Annotated in this window: 11 protein-coding genes; 7 read left to right on the forward strand and 4 right to left on the reverse strand. The window is 62.3% G+C overall.

What is annotated here, in order from left to right:
• Window positions 1–23: 23 nt before the first annotated feature.
• Together A4C63_RS22860 and A4C63_RS22865 are read right to left on the reverse strand one after the other, a co-directional pair.
• Window positions 24–1,391, reverse strand: a complete 1,368-nt coding sequence (locus tag A4C63_RS22860; RefSeq protein ID WP_063914718.1) for an MBL fold metallo-hydrolase RNA specificity domain-containing protein — start codon at window positions 1,389–1,391, stop codon at window positions 24–26.
• The gene (locus A4C63_RS22865) at window positions 1,382–2,308 is read right to left on the reverse strand and encodes a universal stress protein (protein WP_063914719.1); all 927 of its coding nucleotides are present in this window, start codon (window positions 2,306–2,308) and stop codon (window positions 1,382–1,384) included. The genes A4C63_RS22860 and A4C63_RS22865 overlap by 10 nt, the downstream gene beginning before the upstream one ends.
• A 187-nt stretch (window positions 2,309–2,495) precedes the next feature.
• Between A4C63_RS22865 and A4C63_RS22870 the strand changes: the two genes are divergently transcribed.
• Entirely contained in the window at window positions 2,496–3,044 is a 549-nt protein-coding gene (locus A4C63_RS22870) for a GNAT family N-acetyltransferase (RefSeq protein ID WP_063914720.1), read from the forward strand.
• Between the two features lie 24 nt (window positions 3,045–3,068).
• Here the strand turns inward: A4C63_RS22870 and A4C63_RS22875 are convergent, their stop codons facing one another.
• Window positions 3,069–3,998, reverse strand: coding sequence for a universal stress protein (locus tag A4C63_RS22875; RefSeq protein WP_063914721.1), 930 nt, complete (start codon window positions 3,996–3,998; stop codon window positions 3,069–3,071).
• A gap of 369 nt (window positions 3,999–4,367) precedes the next feature.
• On the opposite strand from A4C63_RS22875, the gene A4C63_RS22880 reads away from it, so the two are divergent.
• Complete coding sequence (locus tag A4C63_RS22880; RefSeq protein WP_063914722.1) at window positions 4,368–4,616, forward strand: hypothetical protein; 249 nt, start codon at window positions 4,368–4,370, stop codon at window positions 4,614–4,616.
• Between the two features lie 2 nt (window positions 4,617–4,618).
• On the forward strand, window positions 4,619–5,440 hold the full coding sequence (locus A4C63_RS22885) for a helix-turn-helix domain-containing protein (protein ID WP_063914723.1): 822 nt from the start codon (window positions 4,619–4,621) through the stop codon (window positions 5,438–5,440).
• A 66-nt stretch (window positions 5,441–5,506) separates the two neighbouring features.
• Here A4C63_RS22885 and A4C63_RS22890 read toward each other — a convergent pair whose 3' ends face one another.
• The gene (locus A4C63_RS22890) at window positions 5,507–5,986 is read right to left on the reverse strand and encodes an Lrp/AsnC family transcriptional regulator (RefSeq protein ID WP_063914724.1); all 480 of its coding nucleotides are present in this window, start codon (window positions 5,984–5,986) and stop codon (window positions 5,507–5,509) included.
• A gap of 159 nt (window positions 5,987–6,145) precedes the next feature.
• Between A4C63_RS22890 and A4C63_RS22895 the strand changes: the two genes are divergently transcribed.
• The 4 genes from A4C63_RS22895 (at window position 6,146) to A4C63_RS22910 (ending at window position 12,361) form a co-directional block, all read left to right on the forward strand.
• Window positions 6,146–7,972: a tyrosinase family protein gene (locus A4C63_RS22895; RefSeq protein ID WP_172827550.1), complete on the forward strand. Its 1,827-nt coding sequence runs from the start codon at window positions 6,146–6,148 to the stop codon at window positions 7,970–7,972.
• Window positions 7,969–9,705 carry a hypothetical protein gene (locus tag A4C63_RS22900; protein ID WP_063914725.1) on the forward strand — a complete coding sequence of 579 codons (1,737 nt, stop codon included), beginning with the start codon at window positions 7,969–7,971 and terminating at the stop codon, window positions 9,703–9,705. Before A4C63_RS22895 ends, A4C63_RS22900 begins: the two co-directional genes overlap by 4 nt.
• Before the next feature lie 70 nt (window positions 9,706–9,775).
• Window positions 9,776–11,380 (forward strand): hypothetical protein, encoded by a 1,605-nt coding sequence (locus tag A4C63_RS22905; RefSeq protein ID WP_063914726.1) that lies wholly within the window; start codon window positions 9,776–9,778, stop codon window positions 11,378–11,380.
• Between the two features lie 114 nt (window positions 11,381–11,494).
• The gene (locus A4C63_RS22910; protein ID WP_063914727.1) at window positions 11,495–12,361 is read left to right on the forward strand and encodes a patatin-like phospholipase family protein; all 867 of its coding nucleotides are present in this window, start codon (window positions 11,495–11,497) and stop codon (window positions 12,359–12,361) included.
• Window positions 12,362–12,384 lie beyond the last annotated feature (23 nt).

A 12,384-nucleotide genomic window follows, 5' to 3' on the forward strand; every position in this document is an offset into this window, starting at 1 on the left:
CCATGACAGCCTCCCGACCCAGGCTAGCGCACTGGGTCAACGGCAACGGTTTCCTGGTACTCGGGCACATACACCTGCCAACCGAGCTCGATGCTGATCCGCCGCCGTAACGTATCGGCGGCGTGCGGCTCGCCATGGATGACGTAGGTCTGGCGTGGCGGGCGGGCGAACCCGCGCAACCACTCCATGATCTCGTCGGCATCGGCATGCGCTGAGAGGTTTTCCATGGCATGTACCTGGGCCCGGACAGGCACGTCTTCGCCATGCAGGCGCACACTGGGCGCACCGGCGACGATGTCGGCGCCGCGCGTACCACCAGCCTGGAAACCCGAGAACACAATGCTGTTGCGTGGGTTGGGTGCCAGCGCCTTGAGGTGGTGCAGAACGCGTCCACCGGTCGCCATGCCACTGGCGGCGATGATGACTGCAGGTTCACGCAGCTGATCCAGACGCCGCGATTCATCTACCGTACGGATGATATGCGTGCCCCTGCACATTGCGGCGCATTCGGTCGGCGTCAATCGATGCTCGCTCCTGAACTGCTGGTACAGGGTGGTAGCGTCGGTGGCCATCGGGCTGTTGAGGTAGACCGGGATATCAGGTATCAGGCCATCGCGCTTGAGCTTGTACAGGTAGTACATCAGCAACTGGGCACGGCCAACGGCGAACGACGGCACCAAGGTGATGCCATGACGCAAGAGGGTCTGGTTGATGACCTGGGCCAGGAATTGCTCGGTCGATTCGGTTGGATGCTGGCGATCGCCATAGGTGGACTCCACCAGCAGCACGTCTGCCGTCCTGATCAGTTCCGGTGCGCGCATGATCGGGTCTTGTGGCCGGCCCAGGTCGCCGGAGAAGACCAAGGTCTGGCCATCGGCCTTGATCTGCACCGTCGCCGCGCCGAGTATGTGTCCAGCCGTACGCAGTAGCAGTTCCATGCCCTGCGCGACCATGATCGGGTGATGCAGCGCCACAGGGCGCAACAGTGCCAAGGCGCGCTTTGCATCCTGTTCGGTGTAAAGCGGGCGTGCCGGCGAATGCCTGGAGTAGCCGTGCCGGTTGGCATGCTCGGCCTGCTCCTCCTGCAGCCGGGCACTGTCGAGTAACAGGATCTCGGCCAAGGCACAAGTGGCCGGGGTTGCGTAGATCGGCCCGGTATAGCCCTCCCGCGCGAGCACCGGAAGATAACCGCTGTGGTCGAGATGGGCATGGGTCAGTACCACGGCATCGAGCGCGCTCAGCGCCGCCGACAACGGTTCCCAGTTGCGCAGACGCAGTTGCTTGTAGCCTTGAAACAGCCCGCAGTCGATCAGCACACGGCTGCTGTCGCGAGTCAGCAGGAACTTGCTGCCAGTCACGGTCCCGGTACCACCGAGAAATGTCAGTTGCATGGCTTGGGCTCCTGGGTTTCGAGCGCTTGCGGGTGAAACGCCAGGACGCTGCACGGTGGGCGGCTGATGATGCGCTCGGTAGTGTCGCCCAGTAGCTTGTCCAGGCCCTTGGGCTGCACGACACCCATGACCACCGTGTCGATGTCCAGCGCAGCGACCTGCTCGCGAATCACATGCACCGGGCCACCTTCCATGAAGTGGCGGCGATCCGCCGCGACCCCCTCGGCGTCCGCCAGGGTGTCGAACGGCACCTTCAAGGCACTGCGCATCTCATCGATCCACGCCTGGGTGACGTTCATGTCCGAGGCGAACACGCCTGCCAGGTTGTAGGCCGAGAGCAGGTGCAACTGCGCATCGCATTGCAGTGCCAGCGCCTGCGCGGCACGGATCAGCCCACGGTTGAAGGACGCCTGGACGTCGGGCGTTTCGCTGAAAGAAGTGTCAACGGCGACCAGCACGCACTTGGGCAGCGACACCGCGGCCGCCGGCACGAAGTGCGTGGCACCCTTCAAACCCCGCATCAAGGCGCAATCCAGGGGCGTGCGGAACAGGCGCACCATGGCTGGCGTCGCTTCGCTGTCCTTGATGACCATATCGGGCTGCAGTTCGCTGATGTAGTCGATGGCCTGACTGCGGATGTCGTCCGCCTGCAGGCTGTCGACCGTCAAGGCGATGCCACTGCCACGGTGACGCTCGACCACCCCCGCCAGCCGCACACGGTAGTGATCGAACTGGCGCTGGATATCCGCCTCGTTCAATCGCTCTTCGCGCAACAGGTGCTCCTGCGTCGGTTCGAACAAGCCCAGCACATGCACACTGGCACCACTGACATGCGCCAGGGCCAGGGCCCTGCGCAATGCGGCCGAATGCGGATCGACCTCGGTGAGCAGCACCAGCAGTTGTCGATATTGACCCATGGTGAACCTCCGGGCTTGCGCGGCTGGCGTGATGATGTAGGCGATTGTCCGAAGACGGGTCGGTTCGCGCTTGATGCAGATCAGAAAAACCCACCGTCGAGCCTGAACTTGACGATTGTCAGAACCGGCGCCGCCCAGCACGGTACAACCACTGCAGCAAGCATCGACCAGGTGACCGGGAGGCGACATGAACAGGCAGCAGACTGAACAGCCAGACGCGTGCGAGCATTGGATCGAAAAGCTTTCGAACGGCTCTGCCGTACTGATCCGCCCGCTGCATGAGAAAGACCGCGAAAGGGACCGCCGCTTTCTCAGCACGATCGCCTACGAGGCACGGCGTTTCCGCTTCATCGCCGGGCTCAGTGGCGGCCTTCCGAGCCTGGATGCGCAGCATATGCCAGTGGATCATCACCAGAGCGAAGCCTACGTTGCCCTGGTCCATGCAGATGGCCAGTTACGGCAGATCGGGGTCAGCCGGTATGCCAGTGTTCCAGGCAGCCGGCTCTGCGAATGCGCCATAGCCGTACACGAAGAATGGCAACGCAAGGGGTTGGGCCGACTGCTGATGCAGCACCTGATCGCGGCCGCGAAGCGCAATGGCTTTCACTGCATGATCTCCAGGGACCTGGCGAACAATTACGCCATGCACCGGCTGACCAAGAGATTGGGGTTCAGCTCACGCTACCTGGGTGGCGATGTCAGCGAAATCATTCACGAACTTGACCTTCGCGCCTGAAAACAAGGCCCTTTCGGGCCTTGCCTACTGGCCTCTGGAATGCTCCGGTGAAATTACCAGTACGCTGCTGGACAATCGATGCAATACCCGCTCCGCAGTGCTGCCAACAAACCAGCCAATGCCGTGATGGTGGTGGCTGCCCATGACCAGTACGTCGATATCATTATTCTCCACGAACAGCGCCAGCACCTTGGCCGGGTCTCCCAACCGCAGGTGGCGGTGTTCGGTGGTGATACCGTTGCGCTCGGCTAGTGCCTGGAAGGCATCGCTTTGCGCCTCGTGCAGTGTCTGGGCGAGGTTGGAGTCGAACGGGGATAAAGGCTCGCGGCTACCACCTGCGTCCAGGTACATGGCCCACACGTCGCAGGCATATAGCAAATCGATCTGGGCATTGCACTGTAAGGCCAGTTTCAGTGCTTCGCTGATGATCTGGTCGTTGAACCCCTCGAACTGGTCCTCAGGGCGAGACAGGTCCACGGCGGCCAGAATCTTGCGCGGTAGCACATGGCTGGCCTGATGCACCAGATGCAGGGGGATACGGGTTTCCCGCAGCAACTGAATGTCGAGCGAGGTGAGCATCGGCCGCACCCACCAGGGTTCATGCTCGAAGGCCTTGATCAGCATGGCGAACGCCTGCTCGCGCAGGTGTACGAGGATCTCGTTCAGCGGATCCTGCACCCAGACTACTTCGGTAGTGATCGTCACCCCGTTGCGGCGCATCGACAGCGCTTGGGTTTCCAGCCATTCACGGTGTTGCTGCACATAGCCTTCACGCATCACAGCCAGTGCCTGGTCATTGGCCAGGCCAGCCGTGGCCAAACCTTCGAGATAGTCGAAAGCCACGATGTGCAGGGCCATGCCCTTGGCTTTGGCAAGCGCAGCCGCACGGTCGTAAACCGGGGTGCGCCGCATCAGGGGCGAGGTGATCAGCAGGAGTCTTTGCGGGTTGTCCATGGAACACCTCAGCGGTTGGGAAGTGTCACTGGATCATCCACCACCCGCGCCTCGCGGATTTGATGTTTATCACTGAACCACTGCGCGGACAGACGGCAATACCGGCCGCGCGTGAATTTGATGCGGATCAAAGCTTCGAGGCATTTACGGCGCAATCTAATCCCATAACAACAACCATCGAATGCCCCGGAGGCATGCCATGGTGCTCATCAAACACATCGAAGTCACCTGTAAGTCGGTCGCCAACCAGCGGGATGGCGTGACGAAAATGGCCGTTACACCCTGAACCACCCCTGTTGCCGGTAGGGATGCCTTCGTTTCGCATGGATCTGCAGCTGGTTTGCTCATGCATGCTTTTTGGAGGCTTCCATGAACATCTACGTCGAAGACAATCCCGAACAGAACCGCTGGTGGGTCCGAATGGATGATTGCCGGGTGAGCTTCAATACTTCCATCGAAGCGCAAGCGTTCGTCGAACGGTTGAATGCGCGTCTCAACGCGCCCCATACACTGGACATGCTTGCCGACTGTTCATCACGCCCAAGCATGGCCACCGTTGGCAAACCTGGTGCGCGGATGGCAACCCAGGCAGATATCCGATGCGCGAAGGAGGCTTGAAAATGACCGGCCTACAAAACATCACCTTGCTCGACCAACCTGCAGCGCCGAGCCCGGCAACCCCGATACATCTGAAACCGCTAAAGACCCTGTGCACCGAGTGCCGTGTCAGCAGCCTATGCCTGCCCACCGGCCTGCCAGTGCACGACAGCAGTTGCCTGGGCGCGCTGATCGGCCCGCGCATGCGTGTTGGCAAAGGCGCCGCACTTTTCAATGCCAACGATCCTCTGACAACGCTCTATGCCGTGCACTGCGGCAGCTTCAAGACCAGCCTGAACAGCGCCGAAGGCCAAGGTGTGGTGATCAATTTCTGGATGCCGGGCGATGTGCTTGGGCTCGACGCCATCGCCACCGACCATCACGTATGCGACGCCATAGCCCTGGAAGACAGCGAGGTCTGCCCTGTCCCCTATCGCCGGCTACAGGCACTGGCGCGCGACTTTCCCGTCCTGCAGCAAAGCCTGAACCGTCTGATGAGCAAGGAAATCGTGCGCGAGCATGAACGGGTGCTGATGCTGTGCAACCTCACCGCCGAACAGCGGCTGGCCAGCTTCCTGGTCGGGTTGTCCAGACGCTTCGTCAGCCGGGGCTATTCTGCCCACGGTTTCATGCTGCGCATGTCTCGAGAAGACATGGCTTCGTATCTGGGCCTACGCCAGGAAACCGTGTGTCGTTCGGTCGCCCGCTTGCGCGCACTAGGTATCGTCAGCATGCGTGGCAGGCTCGTGGAGATACTCGACCTGCCCGCATTGATGGCGCTCGAGCAAGACGGCGAGGAAGCCGAGACAAAGGCTCCACGAAAGGCGCCATGCTCGCAACGGTGAATGTAAGCCATATCGCTGTTGGCCTGCGCGGGTCCTTGGGGTGCCATGCACACCACTGGCTTCCAATCAGGCATCGACGGCCCGGTGTAGCCCCCCTTCCAGCGGCAACTCATAGGACTTCTTCACCGTACGCACCACCAATGTGGAGGTGTAAGTGCGAATCGGAATGTCCCGGTACGTCTCGAGAAACCGGTAGATATAGTCGGTGTACTCGGTTGCATCGCGAAACTTGGCAACCATCACGAAATCGAACTCGCCCGTCATCAGGTAGCAGTCCTGAATCTCCGGGTGGCTGGCCAGGATGTGCTGCATCTTGCGGTCGATGTCGTTGCTGTCGCGGTCCAGCTTGACCAAGAAGAAGGCGGTCACCTGAATGCCCAGCTTGCGCTCGTCCAGTATCGCGACCTTGGCCTTGATGATGCCTGCGCTCTCCAGGCGCCTGATACGCCGGTAGCAACTGGTGGAAGACAGCCCGACGCTGTCGCTAAGCAACTCCAGATTCTGGCTGCAATCCTTTTGCAGCTTTCCCAGAATCTTCAGGTCCATGGCGTCTGTCATTTTTCACGTGTCTTCCTTGAAAAACTGCAATGAATCCGCTGCAAGGACGGGCCAATTTGCACGATTCCCTGCGCGCCAGCTCTTTACCATCAACTGAGCTTAGCAGCCCGGCCAGATATGGCCTGCGGGGCGCATGAGAGGGACCTTATGATCATCGCGAAACCAACATGGGCCGCGGACATCCACGGCCTTTTTACCGCTCCCTACTGGATTCCCGCCACCCAGCGTGCGGCCGTGGCGGCCTCCTGGATCGGGTGCATGAACGCCTATTTCGTCTACCTGGACGAACCGGACTCGGTCAAAGCCTGGTCAGAAACCATCTACCAGCACCTGGCCTCGCGCAACATGCCGCTGACCCTCGACCAGCAGCAGTTCTGGCCGATCGACGCGCTGGAAACCTTCAGGTTGTGGGTCAACCAGGGCTGGCGCCTGGACGCCAGCTCTCCCTTCGATCTGGCCGAACGCATCCCGCCACCGGACCTGCCCCAACCGGTCAGGTGGGTGAGAAAGGACATCCGCGCCCTGAGCCTCGAGGAGCTGAACCTGTACCGCGCCCGCCTGGACGACGTGATGCAGGTGGGCGACCCCGACAGTGGTTCGCCCTGGCAACGTTACGCCTACATCCACACCAACTGGTGCCTGCATTACCAGGAGGCATTTGCCCTCTGGCACCGGGCCTACCTGTTGTACCTGGAACAACTGATCGACTGCGCCATTCCCTACTGGGACTGGATGGCCGAAGATGCCAGCGTCGACGGCAGCCCGCAGGCCGGCCTGCCCCAGGCGTTTCTCGATGAAACCTACGTGCACCCGCACACCGGCGAAACCCGGCCCAATCCCCTGCGCTACGCAGCCGCCAAGGACGGTTGTTCCAAGGTATGCGCCAGTGGCGCGGTCAAGGGCGTGGACTGCCGCTATGTGCAACGCGACCGGTTGTTCTACACCCACGGTGACGACTCGCGCTCGGAGCGCACCCGCTTGTACGGCATGAGCCGGATTTTCCAGCAACAGGTGGTGGATGCCCTGAAGTTCACCAGCTTCAGCCAACCACAGGGTGTGCCCGGTTATCCGTGGGCCAACATCCCGGTGTTCGACCCGCCCCAGAAAGACAGCCTGTACCCCAACCGTGCCCTCAACTTCGACGGCCTGTACGAACAACCCCACGACAATTATCACGGCTGGATCGGCGGCGACATGGCCGACAACGCCTACACCGCCTTCGACCCGGTGTTCTGCTCCTACCACGCCAACATCGATCGCATGCTCGAGGTCTGGATCAGGGCCAACCCCGGGGCGCAATACACCACGCAGTGCCTGCTCCAGCCGTTCTCCGGCCACGATGCCACGCAGCTCACCTTCACCAGCGCCGACGCCTGGCGCTACACCACTATCGGCGACATGGCCCAGGACAGCCGGCACATCGGCTACGACTATGGCGTGCCGGTGGCCCCTCAGTTTGGCGCGCCCAAGGCGGCCACCGGCGCCTGCTGCAAGCACAGCGCAAAAGCCGGGCCTGCCGCGGGCAACGGCGCAGGGCCCGGGCCGTGGGTGGTGTTCGACCATGTGCGCTGCACCCATGACACCTATCTGATCGACGTCTTTCTCGACCAGCCCGACGCCACCGCACAGCACGTGAGCGCCGACAACCCGCATTACGTGGGGCGCTTCAGCCGTATCGGCATGGGGCTGGTGGACGACAAGGGCCGATGCATCACCCATGGCGTGTCGCGCGCACTGAATGCAGCCCGCAACGCTGCTGCGCTGGGCCTTGGCCGCGACGATGCAGTGCAGTTGTCGCTGGTGGTGACCCACCTCGACAGTGGCCGCGTGCTGACGCCTGACGAATACACGACCCTGCCCGGTTTCATCGCCCAACTGGTGTGGGACGACCCGCGCCAGACCCTCGCCGGCCCGCCCCCGGTCGCCGGCTGCTGCTCTGCTTCCACCTCACGCACACCAGGAGAACCGACATGAGCACGCCCTTCAAGCAGTTCACCTCTCCCGCCGGACAAGCCCCCAAGGACTACAACAAGCTGGGGCTGGAAGACCAGTTGCCGCAGTTTGAAACCGATTGGAACAACGACCTCACCGGCTGGACCCAGTCGTCCATCATCGGCAACCCTTGGTCGAGCCTGAACGACGCTCCCCGCTCGGGCTACTACAACCCGCTCGTAGAGGGCTTCGGCGACGTGACCCCACCCGCGATTACCTGGGCGCCGTTCCCCAACCGCCTGTGGACGTTCTTCTACAACAACGGTGCGGCGGTCATTCCCCAGTTGGGCGGCAAGGCCATGACCCTGGACCAGGTGATGGAATTGGCCGACCATGGCGAGATCACCCTCGACAACACCCTCTACACGCTTTACGACCCGAACAAAAAGGGCACTGTGCTGCAACTGCCGGCCAAGCGCTGCCCCAGCATCGCCTGGAACGGCACGTACAAGGACTTCACGCCTTCCGGCCCACGGGGCTGGCTCGACGAGTACTGCGAGTGGTCGATCGTGCGCGATGCCAACGGCAACATGCGCAAGATCACCTTCACCTGTGAAAACCCCGCGTACTTCCTGGCCATGTGGCGCATCGACCCGAACGCAGTACTGGGCCTTTACCGCGACTACATCGACCCGAACGTGCAACTCGAAGACCTGTACCTGCGCTACACCGCCGACTGCCCGACCGGCAAGGCCGGCGACCCGGTCATGGACCCCACCACCGGCAAGCCGGCCTATGACACCGTCAACAAATGGAACGCCGGAACCGCCTGTGTGCCCGGCCAGTACGGCGGAGCGATGCACCTGACCTCCGGCCCCAATACCCTCAGTGCCGAGGTGTACCTGGCCGCCGCCGCCACCATCCTGCGCCCTGTGAGCAGCAGCCAGAATGCCCAGTCGCTGATCTGCTGCGCGCAGTACGGGCAGAACTATCGCAACTCCGACCCGCACATCGGCTTCATGGCCAATACCACGGCGGTGAACAACCGACTGTCGCTGACCAACCCCATTGGCCTGTACTTGCAACAACCCACCGACTTCAGCGCCTGGAAGGGCCCGCAAGGCCAGGACGTGAGCCAGTACTGGCGCATCACCCGCGGTACGGCCAAGTCGGCCGCCAACGGCTCCGACCAGATCCTGCAGGCGGTGTTCGAGGTGCCGGAAAGCGCCGGCTTCTCGATCAATGACATCACCATCAACAACCAGAAGGTCAACTATGTGTGGGTCATCGCCCAACAACTGTTGGTGGGCCTGAGCGTCACCGTCAAGCCGCTCAGCGTCACACCTCAATCCTTCCCATGCGTGCAGGACCGGGTGGCCGGCCTGCAACCCTGGCCGGTGCAACTGCTGCCGCTGGACCTGTTCTACGGGAACTCCCCCACCGACCTGCCCGCCTGGCTTGCACCGGGCAGCAGCAATCAGTTCGTGCTGGTGGTGCAAGGCGCCGACAAGACCACCACGGCACAGAATGCCAGGGTGCAATTCTCCAACCCCGGGGTTACCGCGCAGGTCACCCAATACCTGCCCGACGCATCGGCCATTCCCGGCCAGACCAACGCGGGCGGTACGCAAGCCTACATCCTGACCATCACGGTCAGCCCCACCGCAGCCCCCGGCCTGGTGACGGTGCGTGCGCTCAATCCGGATGAAGACGTGAACGTGAGCGCGGCAGACCACCCTTGGGAGTCCGGCCTGGCGCTGGTGCCTGGCGCCTGAACCACGCCAGTCTAGCCTCTCTACCGCCGCACCTTCGGGTGCGGCTTCACAGCTTGCAAGGAGCGCAATGATGTCCAGGTCACGCTTGAGTCTTCTGTCGCTGCTGTGCGGCATTTTACTGTGCCTGTCGACCCCGCAACCCGCCACGGCGGCCACGCTGTCGGATGCCGACGCCTGTGTGCAGCAGCAGTTGGTGTTCAACCCGGCCAGCGGGGGATTCCTGCCGGTCAACAACTTCAATGCCACCAGCCAGGCGTTCATGAACTGCTTTGGCTGGCAGTTGTTCATTGCCTTGAACTGGCCGGTGAACCCCGGTTGGCCGGCCACCGCCAGCCTGGCGGGCGAACCCGACATGAACAGCACGCTGGCGCAGTTCGGTGTCCCCTCTGCACCGGGCCAACCCATGAGCGTGGCCCCGGTATGGGCCAGCTACAAGGACGCCAATGACATCTTCCTGCCCGGCGCGCCCACGCCCACCGGCTGGGGCGTGCAAACCCTGGTGCCGTCCGGTTGCAGCACCCAGGGTAGCCTCAAGGCAATCAAGGTGGGCGCACGCAAGTTCATGAACGCCACCTCCGAAGGCGCGATCAATGCCTTGCACCGTTTCCACCTGTCTACCGGAACACTCGCGTCCATTCCAGACCCGGTCATGGAAGCGTCCGGCGGCTGGCTGACGGACCAGTCTGGCAACCTGGTGTTTTTTGAGCGCAAGGTGGGCAAGGCCGAGTTCGACTACATCGTCGACAAGGGGCTCTACGACGCCGCCAACCAGTTGAAGGTCGCGCAAAACCAGGACGGCAAGACACCGGAGGGGCTGTCGCTGCCAATCGGCGAACCGATGCGCTCGCTGCCACAGTCCCCTGTCCCGCAGGAGCAGCTGGGCGCTATCGAGCTCAAGGCCGCCTGGCGGGTGCTGACCGGCAAACCCGAACTGTTCGGGCGCTATCTGACCACCGTCGCCTGGCTCAAACGCCCCGATACCCTGAAGTGCACCCAGGAAGTGGTGGGGCTGGTGGGCCTGCATATCATCAACAAGACCCAGGCTTCGCCCAACTTCATCTGGACCACTTTCGAGCAGGTCGACAACGTGCCCGAACCGGCCCAGGCCCCGCCGCAACAAACCCCACCGAACGGTTTTGCCTTCAACAACCCTGACTGTGGCAGTGGCCCCGAGTGCACACCGAACCAAGCCCGTATCCAGTGCAAGCAACACCATCCCGACAAGGAGTGCACCGATCTCTTCCCACGCGACCAGCCGGTACAGACCACCCGCGAACACCCCGTCCCCAGCGACCTGCAGGCCCTCAACAGCGCGGTGCAAGCCAACTTCGCGCAACACAGCCAAGGCCAGTCGGTGTTCCAGTATTACAAGCTGATCAACGTACTCTGGACCCTCGCCCCCAATCCGCCCAGCCCGGAACCGGGCGCCAACGCGCAAGTGCCGCTGTCGTACGGGCCGTTCATCAGCCAGGGCAATGTGCCGGTGGCCAACACCACCATGGAGACCTACGTGCAGGGTGATGACTGCAACCAGTGCCATCAGTACGCGACGATTGCCGGCAGCCCTTCGTTGGCCTCGGACTTCTCTTTCCTGTTCAACAGTGCCGGTTCCGCCAGCAACAAAAGCCTGATCAAAAGCGTCAAAGCCTTCGAAACCCTCAAGGACCGCCCCTGAGCCGCAAAAGGGGCGATCACCGATCGCCCCGAACAGGGCCTTGTCAGCCGTTGGCTCCAGAGCCGCCCCAACAGCTACACTCAATCGACACATGCCTGCGCAGAGACTGCAATCATGCCTACGCATACCGCAATCGTGTTCGCTGGCGGCGGTAGCCTGGGTGCGGTGCAGGTAGGTATGCTGCGGGCCCTGGTCGAAGCCAATGTCCAGTTCGACAGGGTAGTTGGTGCTTCGGTAGGCGCGATCAACGGTGCCTACTTTGCGGCAAGGCCCAACGCCCAGGGTGTCGAGACACTCGCCGAATTCTGGCGAGGCCTGAGTAGAACCGACATTTTCCCCCTGTCCTGGCTCGACACCTGCAGAGGCCTGCTCAAACGGCGCGGTTTTCTACTACAGCCGGCGGCCTTGCACCGCTTGCTCGGCAAGGCGCTGCCGATTCATCGCATCGAGGATGCGAAACTGCCGCTGCATATCGTTACTACCGACCTGCTCAGTGGTGCCGAGACAGTCTTGTCCAACGGTGAACTCGAGCAGGCGCTGCTGGCCAGCGCTGCGATCCCGCTAGTGTTCCCTTGCGTGCAGATCGGCGGCCAGTTTCTGGTGGATGGCGGCGTGGCAAGCAACACACCCATTTCGACTGCCGTAGCGCTGGGCGCCAGCAACGTTGTGGTGATCCCCACCGGGCTCAGTTGCGCCTTGACTCAACCGCCCCGGGGCCTTGTTGCCTTGGCCCTGCACACTGTCAACCTGATGAGCATGCGCCAGCTTGTGAGTGACATCGAACACTTCCGCACCCTCACCAGCCTGCACATCGTTCCCCCCTTGTGCCCGGTCGATGTCTCGGTATTTAACTTCGACCAGACCGAGTCGTTGCTCAAGCGTGCCTATGAGCAGACGCTTCGGTGGATAGACCACGGCGGGCTTGAACGGACCAAGGTGCCAGGTGCCCTGACCGTTCACTCTCATGCCGTGGCGCATTGAGGTACGCCTTGTCCGGCCGAAAC

It is taken from the genome of Pseudomonas sp. p21 (assembly GCF_001642705.1).
Taxonomy (GTDB): Bacteria; Pseudomonadota; Gammaproteobacteria; order Pseudomonadales; family Pseudomonadaceae; genus Aquipseudomonas.